Source organism: Catellatospora bangladeshensis (assembly GCF_016862575.1).
GTDB classification, from domain to species: Bacteria; Actinomycetota; Actinomycetes; order Mycobacteriales; family Micromonosporaceae; genus Catellatospora; species Catellatospora bangladeshensis.
In genome coordinates, this window is record NZ_BONF01000014.1 from 25464 (window position 1) to 41910 (window position 16447).

Sequence of the window (16447 nt, forward strand, 5' to 3'; positions counted from 1 at the left end):
CCCTGACCGTGCGTGTCGCGCCGGTAGCCCGTTTGGACACTATGATCGAGCAAAACGGACGATCAATAGCTGGCCGTGAGCAACTTGTCGTCAACGCAGGCGTCGCGGGCGGCCGGATTGCCCAACACGGTCAGTCCAATGACGAGTCCCGGGGTGGGTGCTGTGACCGAGGACGACGAGATGACGCCGGACGGGCTCGACCCGGCCGACGAGCTGTACACGCTGCTGATCGCGGTCGCGCCGTCACCGGCCGAGCGGATCCGGCTGGCCGAGCGGCTGGACGGCATCGCCCCGCTGCTGCTGGTGGCCGACCTCGGCGAGCTGCGCCGGCTGATCCCCGGCCCGCACCAGGCCGCCGCCGCGCCCACGATGGGCGGCGACCGCGCCCTGGTGCTGGACTCGGTCCGGTCGAGGGCCCGCTGCCAGGGCCGCGAAGTCGAGCTGACGCGGCTGGAGCTGGACCTGCTGACCTGCCTGACCACCGCGCCGATCCGCGTCTGGAGCTACGCCGAGCTGCACCGGGCGGTGTGGCACGAGGAGGGCGGCGAGCAGCGGGCGGACGTGCAGTCACTGGTCAAGCGGCTGCGCCGCAAGCTGCACGAACTGGGCACGGGCACCACGATCGACGCGGTGCGGGGCGTCGGCCTGCGGCTCAGCGAACGGCGGCAGCCGCGGGTCGGGCGGTCGTGAGCGCTGCCTGAAACAGGCAATGTGGGCGCCCTTCAGGGTCGGTCCGCAATCCGACAGGATGCGGCGGCCGAACCGGGGGCGCACTTGACCGGACCCGGCGATGACCGATACGCGACAATTGTCGGAGCGGTTCCGGCACCACGCCGGAACCGGGCATGCGTCACGGGAGGTCGCAGATGAGCAGCCCGCAGGCGAATCAGGACAACGTCGCCCCGCCCGCCCTGGACATGAAACTCGAAGTCGTGGTCATCCCGGTCGCCGACGTGGACCGCTCCCTGGCTTTCTACCGGGGTCTGGGCTGGCGGCAGGACGCTGACTACGAGGCCGGGCCCGGCTTCCGGATCGTGCAGCTGACCCCGCCGGGCTCGGGGTGCTCCGTCCACTTCGGGCGCGGCGTGACGCCGGCGGCGCCGGGCAGCGCCCACAACACCTACCTGGTCGTCAGCGACCTGGAGAAGGCGCGGGCCGACCTGGTCGGCCGGGGCGTCGAGGTGAGCGAGATCTACCACAACGTGTACGACAGCGGCGCCCAGGAGCGGGTCGACGGCCCGGCGGACGACCGGCGCAGCTACGCCTCGTTCGCCACGTTCCGCGACCCGGACGGCAACAGCTGGCTGCTGCAGGAGGTAACCGAACGGCTGCCGGGCCGCTGACCGGCCGCCCCACCGAGGAGGTAACACCATGGACGTCGACACCCTGGCCGAGCTGCTGCGGGAGACCGAGGAGCACCACGGCGCGTACGAGGCGAGCGCACCCAAGCACCACTGGTCGGACTGGTACGCCGCGTACATGGTCGCCCGCCAGGGCGGCCGGTCATCCGACGAGGCGGCTGCCGAGGCGGCCCGGCACATGGAGACGGTGCTGAAGGGCTGATCCCGATTTCTTCTCCGCCGGGCGACGAGTTCGGCCGCCGACGCCGGTCATGTCTGCGAGGACCTTCGTCCGGAAGGAGAGAGATGATGACGGCTGAGACCCTGACCGGCGCCGCGCTGCCGCCGGTGGTCGACCGTGAGACCTGGTCGCGGGCCCGCGACGAGCTGCTCGCACGGGAGAAGGCGCACACCCGCGAGGGCGACGCCATCGCCGCGGCACGGCGGCGGCTGCCGATGACCCCGGTGCCGCCGGGCGCGACCGTGCACGGTCCCGACGGCCCGACGCCGCTGCTGGACGTGTTCGAGGGCCGGCGGATGCTGATCGCGTACTACCACATGTGGCACCACGGCGAGCCGTGGGAGAACCAGTGCGAGGGCTGCACCTTCGCCACCTGCCACCTGGACCGGCTGGACTACCTGCACGCCCGCGACGTGACCTACGCGGTGTTCTGCGAGGGCTCGTACGCGGAGAGTGCGCCGTTCGCCGAGTTCATGGGCTACGGGTTCCCGTGGTACTCGGCGAAGGACTCCGATCCGGCGCTGCGGGACGGGCGCGGCTTCGGCATGATCGTCTGTTACCTGCGCGACGGGGACCAGGTCTACGAGACGTACTGGACCACCGATCGCGGGGTGGAGGCGCTGCTGACCAGCTACCACGCGCTCGACCTGACCGTGTACGGCCGCCAGGAGCGCTGGGAGGAATCGCCTGCGGGCTGGCCCACGGTCGAGGGTCACCAGTGGCGGGTGGACGGCCGCCCGACGGCCCAGTGGAGCCGGCCGGGCGTCACGCCGGTGGGCTCGGCGGGGTCCTGCTGCGGCGGGCACTGAACGGGGGCGGGCCGTGACCGGCGGCTTCCGGTCACGGCCCGCATGTGCTCAGACGCGGGTGAGGCGTACGGCGTCGGCGATGACCAGGCCGGTGCCGTTCGTCCAGCGGCTCACCCCGACCTTGTTCTCGTCGCCCGCGCTCAGCGTGAAGGTGCCCAGCGTGCGCCAGCCGCCGCCGTTGTAGCGCTGGTCGACGTGGACGGTCTGGTTGCCGCTCGGCGTGACGATCACGTACGGCGCCTTCGTGCTGTACCCCGGCAGCGCGGGCCACCAGGCGTCCACCCGGTAGGTCCCGGTCTCCGGAACGGCGAACCTGTACCAGGCGGCGTCACTGGCCGAAACCGGTTCGGCGTAGCGGTAGTCGGCGCCGTAGCGCTGAGTGGAGTACGCCGACACGCCCCACGCGGTGCTCGCCGTGAAGCGGCCCTCGGTGGTGTTGTCGACGATCTGCGACCAGGCCGTCGATGGGTTGTCCGGGTCGCCCGCGGGCGGGGTCAGCGCGGTGCCCAGCGCGTACGGGCGGCCCATGTTCGGGGTGCCGTCGGCGTTCCAGCTGATCCGCTGGGCCCGGGTGGTCCGGCCCGCATACGTGTACGCCGAGGTGGTCTTGCCGTGGTAGACGATCCAGTCCTCGCTGCCGTCGGGCGACTTGAAGAAGCCGTTGTGGCCCGGCCCGTAGACGCCCGCGGCGTCGTTGCGCCAGAACACCGGCCCGGCGTGCTGGACCCAGTTGGCCGGGACCAGCGGGTCGGCGCCGTTCGCGATCGACTTCATCCACAGCTGGTAGTCGGGCTTGCCGGTGTCGCAGCTGGAGTACACCAGGAACAGGCGGCTCGCGCCGCGCAGCCCGGTCGGGCCCTCGCGCACCTCGGTGCAGCCGCCGCTGGCCGGCAGCGCCACCCGCGAGCCGGTCACCGACCACGGGGTGTCCATGCGCTGCAGGTAGAGCTGCGCCGGGCCGCCCATGCCCCGGCCGGGCCCCGCCCAGGCGAAGTACATCTGCCCGTTGTGCACGAACGGCTCGCCGTCGATGGCGTACTCGCCGTGGTCGGCGATGCGGGCCTTGAAGTGGTACGGGCCCAGCGGGTCGTCGCCGTCGGACTCGATGACGTAGTTGCGGTGCGCGGCGTCGGTGCCGTTGCTGGCGGTGTAGTAGATGTACCAGCGCTGCCCGAACCGGTACAGCGCCGGAGCCCACAGCTGCTGGTTGCGGCTCGGATCGCCGTCCCGCCACACGGTCGTCTCCCCGGCGGTGGCCAGCCCCGCCAGGCGCGGCGACTTCCAGATGCCGATCCGGTCCCCCAGCGTGGTCGCCAGGTAGTAGTTGCCGTTCACATAGGTCAGCGTCGGATCGGCGCCGCCGTTGAGCGGGTTGGTGAACGAGCCCGCCGCCTGCGCGGGCACTCCGGGCACCACCAGCAGCAACAGCGTCGTCAGCAACAGGGTCAGTCGTCTCATGCCATCAACTCCCCGATCGGAAACGGTCGGCACGAGCATCGATGCACGCATCGACGGGCGCCAGTCGCTTCGGGCTGAGCCGAAGCGTCGGCCGTGGTAGATTGCGCCGCAGCGGAGGTCGGGCGATGCTGCGCATACACTTCACCGCCGCGGACCTGGGCGCGGTGCGGCTCGCCGCCGGCGCCGATCCGCTGTGGGAGTCCCTGCTGAGCCAGCACCTGCTGCGCGGCGGCGCGACCCCGCCGATCCTCGGCCAGTGGCGCGCGGGCGCGATCGCCCGGCTCACCCCGCAGATGCGGGCGCTGATGGGCCTGGCCCCGCCGACCGGCTACTCGGCCGACTTCCTCACCCCCACCAGCGGCGTACGCGACATCGCGGCGGGGATCGACGCGGTGCTCGCCACGCCCCGGGAGCATCTGCGCGCCGACCTGCACCGGCTGGTGGCGCGGCGGCCGTCGTCGGGGTGGCTGCGGCGGCTGGCCGACGGCGACCGGCGGGCGCTGAGCGCGCTGGCCGCGGTGATGCGCTCCTACTTCGACGCGGTGCTCGGCCCGCACTGGGACCTCATCGCCAGCCAGGTCGCGGCCGCTCGGGCGCGCGGCGCACGGTCCATGGTGGACGGCGGCGTCGACCGGCTGCTCACGACGCTGCACCCGGCGGTGCGGTGGGAGGCGCCGACGCTGCACGTCGCCTATCCGGTCGACCGTGACCTGCACCTGGACGGGCGCGGCCTGGTCCTGATGCCCTCGTTCTTCTGCCGTCGGACGCCGGTCACGCTGCGGGCGGCGGACCGGCCGCCGGTGCTGGTGTACCCGATCGACGACGAACTCGGCTGGGCGGCCGGCCCGGCGGCGCCCGGTGACCGCCTGCTCGCGCTGCTCGGCACGACCCGGGCCGCGGTGCTGCGCGCCGTCGCACTCCATCCGCACGGCTGCACCACCGGTGAGCTGGCCGTGCAGGTGCGCGTATCGCTGTCCAGCGCCAGCGAGCACGCCACCACGCTCCGCCGGGCCGGGCTGCTGTGGGCCCGCCCGTGCGGCAGGCACACCCTGCACACCGTCACGCCGCTGGGCTACGCGCTGCTCGACGGAGCGTCACGGGCCGAGAGGTAACGCATCACATCATGGGACGACCAGTTGATCTGGTTGACAGGTGTCGTTAACGTGCCCAGACGTTGGTTTAAAGCTCCCCCGCAAGGTGAATGGAACGACACGTGACCGACCCCTTCGCGCAACCTCCGCAGCCGTCCGACCCGTACCAGTCCGCGCAGCCCCCTTACGGGCAGCCACAGCAGCCCGTGTCGCCGGCCTACCCGCCGCCGCACCACGGCCCGGCTCAGCCGGCCTACGGGCAGCCCGCCTACTTCCCCGGCGGCCAGCAGCCCCCGGCGAAGTCCAACAAGGGGCTGATCATCGGCATCGTCGCCGGTGTGCTCGTCCTGCTGCTGGTGCTCTGCGGTGTCGGCGTGTGGCTGTTCGCCAACGCCGCCGACGACGACCCGGTCCTGCCGGACCCGAAGCCCACGCGGTCGAGCAGCACCGCGGCTCCGGCGCCCACCGCCGAGCAGCCCGGCGGCAACAACGCGCTGACCGCCCGCTACTCCTCCGACTTCGCCGAGGTGTGCCAGGGCGGGGCGATCCTGAACGCGGCGGACTACACCCCGGGGGCGGCCAAGGCGTACGTCTTCGCCAACTCGCCCGACCGGCCGACGCGGTGGAACACCAAGTCCGTGAACTCGACCAAGCCGTACTACGCCAAGTCGGCCGACTACACGACGGTGAGCGTGGTCGGCTGTCTCACCTACGTGGAGGGCAGCGAGGCCCAGGGCCAGAAGTGCGAGATCAAGGCGACCGACGGCAAGAAGCTGACCGTCGACTACCTGTCCTCGCGCTACACCCTGACCTTCCACGCGGCGAAGACCGGCGAGAAGGTGGCCGACGGCGGCACGATCAACGCGCCGGCCAACCGCTGCCCGAGCTTCCTCACGTACAACAAGGAGACGCTGAAGTCCTACGCGTCGCCCGACAGCGGCTCGCTGGACGCGGCGCTCGACAAGCTGCTGGTCGGCTGAGCGCTTCCCTACGCCGACGGCCCCGGCTCCGGCATGGAGCCGGGGCCGTCGTGCTCGGGCGGCAGGCCGCGTGCGGCTGGCGGCCGGAAAGCGCTTGCCATAGGATCGGCGAAATCCTGCGAATGAGGGGAGCCGAGGCAGCGGCCCAAAGTTCGCCATAGCTCACCAATCCGGACCGATCGACGTGCCGGCTAGCCACTTCTGGCCCGATTTGGTGCAACAAAGCTGCACATCCAATCCATTGACTGTTATAAGTGAACCTTCCTATGTTGGCGGGAAAGCGCATTCCAACACAGGGAGGTCCTACAGTGCAGGAAGCGCACGTCCCCCCGCGGCGGAGCAGGCGCGCCCGCAGCGCCGTGGCCGCCGGTGTCAGCACGGCCGTCGCGGCGCTGGTCATCAGCGTCGGCGCGGTCGCCGCCAACGCGGCCACGCTGTTCTCCGACGACTTCAACGACGGCAACGCCACCGGCTGGACCACCTCCGGCGGCAGCTGGGCGGTCTCGTCCGGCGTGTACTCGCAGTCGAGCACCGGCGCGAGCGCCAAGGCGCTGGCCGGGTCCACGTCCTGGTCCACGGCCACCGTCTCGGCCAGGGTCCGGCCCGACACGTTCAGCGGCTCGTCCTCGCGCGGCGCAGGCGTCGCCGCCCGCGCGCAGAGCACGTCCAACTTCTACGCGCTCGTGCTCACCGGCAGCACCGTGCAGCTGCGCAAGGGCAGCACGACCACGCTCGCCTCGGCGCCGTTCACGGCGGCGACGGGCACCTGGTACACCCTGTCGCTGAGCGCGACCGGCAGCTCGCTGGTCGGCTCCGTCAACGGCGCGCAACTGGTGTCGGCATCGGACGGATCGTACGCCACCGGGCGAGCCGGGCTGCTGGCCAACTACGCGGCGGCCTCGTTCGACGACGTCCTGGCGACGGACGCGGCCGGCCCGAGCCCGTCCTCTCCCCCGGCGTCGCCGTCCACACCCGCCTCGCCATCGGCCCCGCCCAGCTCACCACCGCCGCCATCGCCCAGCACCAGCCCGCCGCCGCCCCCGACCGGCCTCGTCGGCTGGGCGAGCCAGGCCGGCGGCACCACCGGCGGCGGCACCGGCCCGACGGTCACCGTGTCCAGCTGGGCCGACCTGCGCACCCAGGCGCAGGCCGCGGGAGCCCGGACGATCCTGGTCAACGGCATGCTCAGCGGCTCGGGCACCATCGAGGTCACCGCGAACAAGACGATCCGCGGCGTCGGCGCGGGCTCGGGCGTCTCCGGGACCACCCTCAACATCGAGGACATGCACCCGGCCAACGTGATCATCCAGAACCTGAACATCCGCGGGGTGCCGGGCGGCGACGCGATCCAGATCGAGAACGCCACCCACATCTGGATCGACCACAACACGCTGTCCAGCACCATCGAGAGCGACGTCGACTTCTACGACGGCATGATCGACATCACCCACGCCGGTGACTACATCACGGTGTCGTGGAACATCATCCGCGACCACTGGAAGACGTCGCTGGTCGGGCACTCCGACGGCAACTCCGGCGAGGACACCGGGCACCTGCGGATCACGTACCACCACAACTGGTTCGACCGGACCTTCGAGCGCAGCCCCCGGGTCCGCTTCGGCGAGACGGTCCACGTGTTCAACAACTACTACACCAACGTCAACAACAACTCCTCGTCGTACGCCATCGCGTCCACCATGAACGCCGGGGTGCTCGTCGAGGGCAACGTGTTCGAGAACGTGCAGCAGGCATGCTGGTCGGCCAGCGGCTACGCGGACTCCGACCCCGGCCGGCTGGTCGCGCGGGACAACTCGCTGACCAACTCCGGCCCGTGCGAGACCAACGGCTCGGTGGCCGCGGTCCCGTACGGCTACACCGCGCAGAGCTCCGGCACCGTGAAGGCGTCCGTCACGGCGGGCGCCGGGGCGGGCAGGCTCTGACCGAGGACCCCCTGCTCGGGTGAGGGAGGCCGGCCCCGTGCCGGCCTCCCGCAGGGTCAGGTGTTCAGCGGCCGCCGGGCCACCGCGAGCAGGTGCGTCACCGGCCAGTCCAGCGGCTGCCCGTCGAGGCCGGTCAGCGACGCGACGGGCGCGAGGCGGTGCTCGGCGATCCAGTCGTTGCGGAACGCGCGCGACGCGACGTCCAGCTCCCAGCCGATGCCGGTGAGCAGCTCCCGCCAGTCGGCGTAGGCCATACCGCAGAACTGCTCGGCCATCTCGGGCAGCCAGTTGCCGGTGTAGTCCTTGCGGGTCAGGAAGTCCATCGCGTCGGCCAGCGACAGCCGCACCGCGTCCCCGGCCGCCTCCCACGCGAACGGGAAGCGGTAGTCGACGGCGAACTGGTCGAACCTGGCCCGCGTGGACAGGCCCGCGACGTACGCGGTGACCTCGGCGGGCGGCAGCGCGGCCAGGTCCCGGCGGGGCGCGGCCGGGTTCTGGCCGTCACCGCGCTCCAGATGCAGCAGCACCGGCCGCTCGCGCTCGTCCGGGCCGCACACGTCACTGTTGATCCACACGCCGCCGGGCACGGTGTGGTCGTAGATCGCCTGCGCGAACGCGCGCAGCGAAGCGTAGCGGTCGCCGTACGACCAGATCTCGTGGGTCAGCGCGAAGGTCAGCGTCGTGTCCACCGACCTCGGCGGCAGGACCGCCCCGCCCAGCACGTTGCGGCGGTAGAAGAACACGTTCGGGTTGGTGAACGCGCCCTGCGCCTTCTTGTGCACGCACTCGTCGAACAGGTGCCGGGCCACTTCGACGCCGATCAGGTCGCTCTCCCGCAGCGCGGGCTCGCGGTCGGCCAGCTCCAGCACTGCCCCCGCGCCGCAGCCGATGTCCACGATGCGGCCCGGCCGCACGTGCTCGCGCACCGCCGACCACTTGCGCGCCGCACCGTCGGCGAACGCCTCGACGTAGGTCCGGTAGTCGCGGGTCGAGCTGAGCCCGCCCTCGTCGCCGACGACCGGGTCGTTGACGACGGTGCGCACGGCCTCGGCCAGCCGGTAGCGGTCGAACACGTCGACGGTGGCCGGGTGGGCCAGCTCGCGCCAGGTCTCGTCCCCGGCGGCCAGCCGCAGCAGCACGTCCCAGGGCCGCTCCGGCTCGGGCGAAACCGCGCCCTCCACCGTGACGACCTTGAACCCGAGCAGCTCGTACAGCGCCGCCACCTCGGGCGTGGAGCAGGCCACCACGGTATTGCCCGTGCCCAGCGCGAGGCCGGTGTCCACGGTGACGTTCTTGAGGGTCACCTCGGCGAACCGGTCCGTCGGCGCCGTGTCGAACACCGGCACGACCAGCGAGCGCAGGCCGGTCTGCGCGCTGAACCGCTCGATCGCCGCCTCGCGGCGGTGGTACGGCACCGGGTTGCGGCGGGTGTTCGCGTGGTTCGCCGAGGTCACCGCCCAGATGACGGTCGTCTCCGGCCCGGCCAGCTCGCTCAGGTAGCGGGCCTGGAACCGGGTGAGCACGTGGTGGCGGCCGGGGAACAGCACGAATTCCATGTGCCGTTGATACCCCATTCCCGCACGTCGACGGCACGCGGCCCGGCGTTCACGCCGCCCGGGGCGTCATGCCTCCGCGTCGGCCTCCCACCTGCCGTCGGGAAGTTGCTTCATGCCGTCCACCGAGTTGATCCACTCGTAGGCCGTCGCGGTCACCCCGTCTGCGGTGGTGACCTGCACGTGGAGGAACATACCCGCCTCGAACTGGGTGAACGCCGTGACCGCCTCGGTGACCCGGTCCGGCCGCAACCGCAGCAGGTAGCCGTGGATCGTGCCCTGGCCGCTGAACTTGGCCGCCGGGTAGCCGGCGCCGCTGTCGTAGAGCCGGCCGGGCACGCTTGCCTCGGTGGCCTCCGCGACGAAGTCCTCGATGTCCGGGTAGCGCAGGTGGCCGGGCATGGTCGTGCCGTACACGAACATGTACGTCTGCGCGGGGCTGGACGCCGCCGACGGCGTCGCGCCGTCGTCCCCGCCCGGGTCCACGAACAGGGCGATCACGGCCACGATCACGCTCAGCACCGCCGCGATCGTGCCGATGCCCGCCGGTGTACGCCATCCCGCCCGGGTGCTCCCGGTCTCCGCCTCGGCCACTGCCACCCCTCCCCTGTCGGCGCATCACCGTAGCGGCAGGGTGCGCCGTTCCGGAACGGACGGACGGCGGCCGTGCGCGGCCTCCCGGTCGCACCTGACCGCCGTCCGTCGTACGTGATCGTCCAGCCGGACGCCGGCGCCAGCTCTGCCCGTACTCGCTCCTCAAGCGCTCCGGGTTCGCAGTTTCGGGGAAAGTGCAGCCACGCCGGTGCCCGAGCCTGCAGTTTCCCCGAAACTGCGGGCCGGGGTGGGGCTCGACCGGCCCGGGTCAGCGGCCGGGTAGGCGTTTGCGGACCTCCTGCAGTACCCAGCCGTTGCCGTCGGGGTCGGTGAAGGTGGCGAATGAGCCGTAGTCGGTCCGGTCCGGGTGCCGGCCGCTCTCCTTGCCCGCGAAGCCGGGCGGGTAGGTGAAGTCGCCCTTGCCGTGCCCGTGCAGGAAGACCCCGGCGCCGTCGTGGAAGACCTCGCTGACGTCGATGCCGCGCTCCACCAGCTCGGCGCGGGCCGCCTCGATGTCCGGCACGACGAGGTAGATGCCCTGGAAGGAGCCCGGCTCGGCCGTGGTCATGCCCTTGCCGAAGATGATCGAGCACTCGGAGCCGGGCGGCGTGAACTGGATGCAGTGCCAGTCCTCGCTGGGCTTGGCCTCGATGTCCAGCCGGAAGCCCGCCTTCTCGTAGAAGGCCTTGGCCCGCGGCACGTCGGACACGGGTATCACGATGACTTCGAGTTTCAGATCCATCTGGGAGCCCCCCTGAGCGCGGCGCGCACCGCACCGGGCGTCGCCGGATCACCTCGGAACATCCTCACGCTACGCGCCGCCGTCGCGCTGAACGGCCACAACGCCGAACTGCCCGCCGAGTGCGAGTTCCGATTCCCGCCGGACTCCGCGCGGGTCCGCGACCAGACTTGCCGTCATGTACACCGTTCACGCCATCCCCGCCGAGGTCGTCGCCGACCTGCTGAACGCGGACGACGCGGGCCGCCCGCCCGAGCTGTCCACCGACGCCGAGGGCGGCGCGCCCCTGCGCTGCTGCCTGCGCCGGGCCGCCCCCGGAGACCGGATCGCGCTGGTCGCGTACGAGCCGCTGCGCCGCTGGTCCGCCGAGACCGGGGCGAACCCCGGCCCGTATCTGGAGCGCGGGCCGGTGTTCGTGCATGCGTCGCCGTGCGGCGGACCGGCCGCCGGTGAGCCCGGCTACCTGGGTGAGGCGGAGCGGGTGTTCCGCCGCTACGACCGGGACGGGCGCATCCTCGGCGGCCGCCGCATCGACCGCGGCGAGACGCACCGGGAGGTGTTCGCCGAGATGTTCGCGGACCCCGGCGTCGCGCTGGTCCACGTCCGCGCGGTCGAGTACGGCTGCTTCCTGTACGAGGCCCGGCGCGACAGCGCCTGAGCGGGGACGGCGGCGGCCCGCGAGTGCGAGCCGCCGCCGTGCCGCATCGGGTCAGCCTGCCCGGTAGGCGCGGATGACGGTCTGGTCGATGCCGCTGCCGGCCGCGCCCTCGGCCTTCACCCGCAGTGACACCGCCTGCCCGGCGGCGGGCACCGGCAACCGGGCGGCGAAGGACGCCGCGTCCTGCTGCCTGACCGGCACGGCCTGCCAGGTCGCGCCGTCGTCGAGCGAGGCCCACACCCGGAACGCGGTGACGTCCTGGACGGGCACGCCGTGGGCCTGCCGCACCGTGAACACGCTGGTCCCCGCCGTGGGATGGTTCGCCGCGTCCAGCGGCAGCGCGTAGTCCAGCGCGAACAGCGGCAGCGGTGCCCGCCCTGTGCCGGACGGGCCCGCCGAGCGGAACGTCCACGCCGTGGTGACCCGGGTGGAGACCGGCAGCACCGCGCTCAGGTCGAGGTCGTACCGGAGCCGGTACTCGGCCGCCGCCTGCGGGATCTCGAACTCCCCGAACGGTGCCCGGCGCTCGCCGACGAGCCTGCCGTCGCGGTGCAGGGTCAGCGAGGAGGTGGACTCGTCGCCGATCGGGAAGCAGCCGTAGCGCTGGTGCTGGTCGGTCAGGTCCATCAGCTCGACGTGCAGCATCCCGCGGGTGCGGAACGGCGCGGACGGCCGGCAGCCGCTGTAGGAGACCGCCGGGTCGTCATACCAGTCGGTGCGCATCGGCTGGCGTACCCAGACCAGGCTCTGCCGGCTGCCCGCCGCATAGGTGCGCTGGGCCTCCTGCGTGACCATGTCGAACCCGGCCTCGCCAACGGGGTAGAAGGCCTCGTCGAGCCAGGCGAATCCCGGTGTCACGTAATCGGTCCGCTGGGCGGGCAGGTTGTCCAGGATGGTCTCGGCGATGTACGCCCCGGTCGGGCTGAAGCCGTAGCGCTTGTGGCTGACGTGCGTGCCCGGGATGTCCAGCAGGTGGAAGCGCTGGTCGATGCGGGCCAGCCGGGCCTGCTCGGCGCCGTCGACCCGGTAGTGCGGATCGGCGGGGATGCCGCTGCCGAGCGGCCGGATCAGGTCGTAGAGGTACGGGCTCGGCGCGTCGCCGGGCGCGGTCAGGCCGTAGGCGGCGTGCACGCTGAACGTGCCGACGCCGGGCCCCGTCATCGGCACGGCGAACACGCTGCCCCGGGCCGCGTCCGCGCCCCACGCGAAGGCGAAGTCCGACCAGCCCAGACCCCGGCGGCCGGTCTGCTCGTAGGTGATGCCGACCGTCACCGGCACGGTGTCGACCCCGTCGACCGACGCCGTGACCGGGCGCGCGGCGGCGCCGTCGAAGACCAGCGCCGTGTCTGCGCCGATGACGACCTCGGGATCACCGGTAAGGCCCATGCGGGTGCTCTCCGGCCCGAGATCCCACAGCGACGCCAGCACGCTGTAGCGCCCGGCGGGCACCCGCAGCACGACGGGCTCCCCGGGCTGGACCCCGACGTACTCGGCGAACAGGCTCGGGTCGTCGAGGTTGACCACGACACCGAACGCGAGGACGTCGGCGTCCGCCGGTGCGCCCGGCAGCGGGACCGCGGTCAGGGTGAGGTCGTGGCTGCGCGGCTCGACATGGAACGTGACCGGGGTGCGCGACACGACCGCGCCGCCCGCGGTACGGGCCGTGACGACCGCCGTGTGCAGGCCTGGTCTGGCCGCGAGCCGAGCCCGGTCGATGCGCAGCACGGTCGAGGCCCGGCCGCCGGGCGCCACCACCGCGTCCGTGCTGGACAGGGTCGCGGTGCCGGCGGGCGCGGCGGTGCCGTGGCGGTCGGTGACGGTCACGCCGAAGCGCAGCGTCTTGGCCGACTCCGACGTGTTCGCCCAGGACAGGGGTGCTTCCGCGGTGCCCGACTGCGGGTGGGTGAAGGTGCCCAGCGCGACGATCGGCTGCTCGCTCACCACCCCGTGCAGGGGGCGGGCGGCGTTCAGGCGACCGGCGCCGAGTTCGTACGCGTCACCGCCGGTCAGCGGATCGGCCGCGCCGACGAGGGCGGCCTTGAGCTGCGCGGGCTTCCAGCCGGGGTGACGCTGGGCCAGGATCGCGGCGGCGCCCGCGGCATGCGGAGCGGCCATGGAGGTGCCGCTCAGGCTGGTGTAACGCGCGTCGACGATGGTGCCGAGGCTGGTGCCCGCGGCGCGGGCCGCGACGATGTCGACGCCGGGCGCGACCAGCTCAGGCTTGGCCGCACGGGTGTTGACCAGGGGGCCCCGGCTGGAGAAGTCGGCGAGCCGGTCCCCGCGGTCGACCGCGCCGACCGTCAGCGCGGACGCGGCGGCGGCCGGCGAGGACACGGCGCCGTCGACCGGCCCGTCGTTGCCCGCCGCGACCACGAACAGGGTGCCGTGCTTGGCGGTCAGCTCGTCGAGGGCCAGCGACATCGGGTCGGTGCCGTCGCTGGGCTCCCACCCGCCGAGACTCATGTTGACCACGTCGGCACGCTCGGCGGCCCACTCCATACCGGCGATGACCTGTGAGTCCGTGCCCTCGCCGCTGTCGCCGAGCACCTTGCCGACCAGCAGCCGGGCGCCGGGGGCGACGCCGCGGCGCTCCCCCTCCGAGGCCACGCCGCTGCCCGCGATGGTCGCGGCGACGTGGGTGCCGTGCCCGTGGCGGTCGGCGGCGTCGCCGTCCTCGACGGTGAAGTCGGCGCGGGCGGCGATCCGGCCCTGCAGGTCGGGGTGGGTGAAGTCGGCCCCGGTGTCCAGCACCGCCACCTTGACGCCCTGGCCGGTGTATCCGGCGGCCCAGGCTTGCGGCGCGCGGATCTGGCCGAGGTTCGGGTCGAGGGCCGCCGCGCTCGTGGACTGCGCGGTCGCGCGTACCCGGTGGTCCAGCCAGACCCGGGTGGACGCGGCGGTCCCGCGGGTCGCGGCCGGGGTCCGGGCGGCGGCGGCCGACAGGGCGCGGATCAGGTCCGGGCCCTTCGCCTTGGGCTGGCGGGCGGCCACGGCCGCGATGCTGGGCAGCGAGCGGGTGACGCGCAGCCCGGCGGCGGGCGCGGCCAGGCGCTGGTCCGGCTGCGCGGCCTGGCGGACGATCAGCGGCAGTTCCCGGCTCCGCGCGTCGTCGTGGCCTTCGAGGATCAGCGTGGTCACGTCGAAGAGGGACGCGTCGAGGACCGGGCCGATCAGCCCGGCGACCTTGCCGGGGACGACCCGCACGTGCCCGTCGGGACCGCAGCTGCGGTCGAGCACGCCGTGCGGGTCGGCGGGGCGCACCGTGACCGCCGGGCACCCGGTGGCCCGGGTGCGCACGGTGACCACGTCCCCGGTGAGCAGCGTGACCGTGTAGGTGTGCCCCGACGGCAGCACCGCCGGGGCGGCGGCGGTCGCCGGTGCCTGCCGCAGGGCGCCGCCGAAGCCGGACAGCGTGACGGTGAGCACCACGGCCATCAGCAGGCTGAGACTTCGCGTTCGTCGTACGTTCACATCGAACCCCCATCCGTACGGAGCCCGCGTCCGGGGGTCGGACGCGGGCTACGTACCTACAACGGGTCCTATGTGGTCGATGGTTGTACGGCCGCCGTGATCAACTGGTCAGGCGGAAGGTGGCGTCGGCCCGTGCCTGCGTGGTGGTGATCTGGTCGAGCCGCAGCAGGTAGTTGTAGTGGCGGATGTAGCGGTCGGTGTGGTTGTAGGACTGGTAGGACGACCACGTGCTGTCGGCAAGCCCCGCGACCTGCTTGAACGTCGCGTCCGCCGCGAACGTCGTGGACCCGTCGTTGGGCGCGAGCACGAAGTCGTAGTTGCTGTGCCGCAGGTAGTAGCCCGGGTAGTTCACCGACTCGAACGAGACGTACCCGGAGCTGTTCGCCAGGCCGGGCACGGGCCGGAACTGGGCGTCCTGGGCCGGGCTGACGTTGGCGTCGATGCGCACGTCGAGGTTGATGTGCCGCACGTAGCGGGTCTGGAAGTTGTACGACTGCAGCCGCCGCACCGCCACGCTGCTGCCCCACTTGGCCAGCACCCGGCTGGACTCTGCGGCGGTCAGGTTCATGATCGAGCCGTGCCGCTTGCGGCTGGTGCCCAGGTTGTAGTCCGACCGGGTCTGGAAGTTGCCGGTGCTGCCCAGGTTCGTCGAGGTGATCGGCATGTAGCCGCGCCCGGTGGCGTACTGGTCGAGCCAGAGCGCCCACTCGTTGCGGCCGTTGAACTGCATCCACATCGGGCCCTCGACCACGTTGCCGCCGCCGGTGCCGTTGGAGATGCCCATGTGTGCCAGGTTGCCGATGTTGGTCCAGCTGCCCAGGACGGAGTTGCTGGCCTCGATCGTGATGTGGCCGTCGGCCGAGGCGCGGTAGTAGCGGTAGCCGCCGACGCTGTTCGGCACCTCGATGATCTGGGTGTCGATGATGCCCTGGCCCGCGCCGCGGTCGATGTAGAGCTGCGGCGCGGTGAAGGAGCGGAAGTCGCTGGTGCGCACGTAGTAGATGCGGTGCTTCTTGACGCCGTTGAGGGTGGCGTTGGTGGCCCAGTAGACGACGTAGTCGCCGGTGGCGGCATTGTAGATCGCCTCGGGCGCCCAGGCGTCGCCCGCGCCGGAGATGGCGCCGGCCACGTTCAGCAGGCGCGGGGCCGACCAGTTGACCAGGTCGGTCGACTCCCACACCACCAGCGATCTGCTGCCTGCGTTGGCGGCGTCGCTCCAGGAGGTGCCGCTGGCGATGCGCAGGTCGGTGGCGATGATCCAGTAGCGGTCCCCGGCGGGCGAGCGCACGATCGCGGGGTCGCGTACGCCGCGGGTGCCGACGGTGGACAGCAGCACCGGGCCGCCGCTGTTCAGGTCGGTCCAGCGCAGGCCGTCGGTGCTGTGGGCGAGGTAGATCTGCTCGCCGTTGGCGGTCTCGCCGGTGAAGTGGACCATCAGGTAGCCGGTGAACGGGTCGAGGGCGGCGGCGGGTTTCGGCGCCGTCACCGACCAGGAGACGAGGATCAGGCAGGCGAGGGCGAGCAGGGTGCCCAGCCTGGTGCGGGGTCGTGACATGGACGGATCTCTCCTTGG

14 protein-coding genes are annotated in these 16447 nt (G+C 72.3%); 8 read left to right on the plus strand and 6 right to left on the minus strand.

Features of this window, described 5'->3' with window-relative positions:
- The first annotated feature begins 162 nt into the window (after positions 1-162).
- From Cba03nite_RS13930 to Cba03nite_RS13945, 4 genes are all read left to right on the plus strand, one after another.
- Positions 163-690 (plus strand): winged helix-turn-helix domain-containing protein, encoded by a 528-nt coding sequence (locus tag Cba03nite_RS13930; protein WP_239125717.1) that lies wholly within the window; start codon positions 163-165, stop codon positions 688-690.
- Between the two features lie 176 nt (positions 691-866).
- A complete protein-coding gene (locus tag Cba03nite_RS13935) occupies positions 867-1343 on the plus strand; it encodes a VOC family protein (RefSeq protein WP_239125718.1) in 477 nt (158 codons plus the stop codon).
- A 28-nt stretch (positions 1344-1371) separates the two neighbouring features.
- Positions 1372-1563 (plus strand): bleomycin resistance protein, encoded by a 192-nt coding sequence (locus tag Cba03nite_RS13940; protein ID WP_203745854.1) that lies wholly within the window; start codon positions 1372-1374, stop codon positions 1561-1563.
- A gap of 86 nt (positions 1564-1649) precedes the next feature.
- Entirely contained in the window at positions 1650-2390 is a 741-nt protein-coding gene (locus tag Cba03nite_RS13945; RefSeq protein ID WP_203745856.1) for a DUF899 family protein, read from the plus strand.
- A 48-nt stretch (positions 2391-2438) separates the two neighbouring features.
- On the opposite strand, the gene Cba03nite_RS13950 is transcribed toward Cba03nite_RS13945, so the two are convergent.
- Positions 2439-3848, minus strand: coding sequence for a family 43 glycosylhydrolase (locus tag Cba03nite_RS13950; RefSeq protein WP_203745858.1), 1410 nt, complete (start codon positions 3846-3848; stop codon positions 2439-2441).
- 125 nt (positions 3849-3973) lie between these two features.
- Here Cba03nite_RS13950 and Cba03nite_RS13955 point away from each other — a divergent pair, with 125 nt between their 5' ends.
- From Cba03nite_RS13955 to Cba03nite_RS13965, 3 genes are all read left to right on the plus strand, one after another.
- A complete protein-coding gene (locus Cba03nite_RS13955) occupies positions 3974-4960 on the plus strand; it encodes an ArsR/SmtB family transcription factor (RefSeq protein ID WP_203745860.1) in 987 nt (328 codons plus the stop codon).
- Positions 4961-5061: 101 nt separating this feature from the next.
- The gene (locus Cba03nite_RS13960; protein WP_203745861.1) at positions 5062-5919 is read left to right on the plus strand and encodes a hypothetical protein; all 858 of its coding nucleotides are present in this window, start codon (positions 5062-5064) and stop codon (positions 5917-5919) included.
- A 308-nt stretch (positions 5920-6227) separates the two neighbouring features.
- Positions 6228-7859 carry a pectate lyase family protein gene (locus Cba03nite_RS13965; protein WP_239125719.1) on the plus strand — a complete coding sequence of 544 codons (1632 nt, stop codon included), beginning with the start codon at positions 6228-6230 and terminating at the stop codon, positions 7857-7859.
- A 56-nt stretch (positions 7860-7915) separates the two neighbouring features.
- Here the strand turns inward: Cba03nite_RS13965 and Cba03nite_RS13970 are convergent, their stop codons facing one another.
- From Cba03nite_RS13970 to Cba03nite_RS13980, 3 genes are all read right to left on the minus strand, one after another.
- On the minus strand, positions 7916-9415 hold the full coding sequence (locus Cba03nite_RS13970; protein ID WP_239125720.1) for a class I SAM-dependent methyltransferase: 1500 nt from the start codon (positions 9413-9415) through the stop codon (positions 7916-7918).
- A gap of 66 nt (positions 9416-9481) precedes the next feature.
- Positions 9482-10006 carry a gamma-glutamylcyclotransferase family protein gene (locus Cba03nite_RS13975; protein ID WP_203745864.1) on the minus strand — a complete coding sequence of 175 codons (525 nt, stop codon included), beginning with the start codon at positions 10004-10006 and terminating at the stop codon, positions 9482-9484.
- Positions 10007-10274: 268 nt separating this feature from the next.
- Positions 10275-10748 carry a VOC family protein gene (locus Cba03nite_RS13980; RefSeq protein WP_203745865.1) on the minus strand — a complete coding sequence of 158 codons (474 nt, stop codon included), beginning with the start codon at positions 10746-10748 and terminating at the stop codon, positions 10275-10277.
- A 175-nt stretch (positions 10749-10923) separates the two neighbouring features.
- Between Cba03nite_RS13980 and Cba03nite_RS13985 the strand changes: the two genes are divergently transcribed.
- The gene (locus Cba03nite_RS13985; protein WP_203745866.1) at positions 10924-11403 is read left to right on the plus strand and encodes a DUF1203 domain-containing protein; all 480 of its coding nucleotides are present in this window, start codon (positions 10924-10926) and stop codon (positions 11401-11403) included.
- A 51-nt stretch (positions 11404-11454) separates the two neighbouring features.
- Here Cba03nite_RS13985 and Cba03nite_RS13990 read toward each other — a convergent pair whose 3' ends face one another.
- Together Cba03nite_RS13990 and Cba03nite_RS13995 are read right to left on the minus strand one after the other, a co-directional pair.
- The gene (locus Cba03nite_RS13990) at positions 11455-14874 is read right to left on the minus strand and encodes a S8 family serine peptidase (RefSeq protein ID WP_239125722.1); all 3420 of its coding nucleotides are present in this window, start codon (positions 14872-14874) and stop codon (positions 11455-11457) included.
- Between the two features lie 100 nt (positions 14875-14974).
- The gene (locus Cba03nite_RS13995) at positions 14975-16429 is read right to left on the minus strand and encodes a glycoside hydrolase family 43 protein (RefSeq protein ID WP_203745868.1); all 1455 of its coding nucleotides are present in this window, start codon (positions 16427-16429) and stop codon (positions 14975-14977) included.
- Positions 16430-16447 lie beyond the last annotated feature (18 nt).

Coding starts and splice junctions, on each gene's coding strand:
- Cba03nite_RS13995 (WP_203745868.1), bottom strand. CDS start 16,429: ATGTCACGACCCCGCACCAGGCTGGGCACCCTGCTCGCCCTCGCCTGC.
- Cba03nite_RS13980 (WP_203745865.1), bottom strand. CDS start 10,748: ATGGATCTGAAACTCGAAGTCATCGTGATACCCGTGTCCGACGTGCCG.
- Cba03nite_RS13935 (WP_239125718.1), top strand. CDS start 867: ATGAGCAGCCCGCAGGCGAATCAGGACAACGTCGCCCCGCCCGCCCTG.
- Cba03nite_RS13945 (WP_203745856.1), top strand. CDS start 1,650: ATGACGGCTGAGACCCTGACCGGCGCCGCGCTGCCGCCGGTGGTCGAC.
- Cba03nite_RS13955 (WP_203745860.1), top strand. CDS start 3,974: ATGCTGCGCATACACTTCACCGCCGCGGACCTGGGCGCGGTGCGGCTC.
- Cba03nite_RS13950 (WP_203745858.1), bottom strand. CDS start 3,848: ATGAGACGACTGACCCTGTTGCTGACGACGCTGTTGCTGCTGGTGGTG.
- Cba03nite_RS13985 (WP_203745866.1), top strand. CDS start 10,924: ATGTACACCGTTCACGCCATCCCCGCCGAGGTCGTCGCCGACCTGCTG.
- Cba03nite_RS13940 (WP_203745854.1), top strand. CDS start 1,372: ATGGACGTCGACACCCTGGCCGAGCTGCTGCGGGAGACCGAGGAGCAC.
- Cba03nite_RS13970 (WP_239125720.1), bottom strand. CDS start 9,415: ATGGAATTCGTGCTGTTCCCCGGCCGCCACCACGTGCTCACCCGGTTC.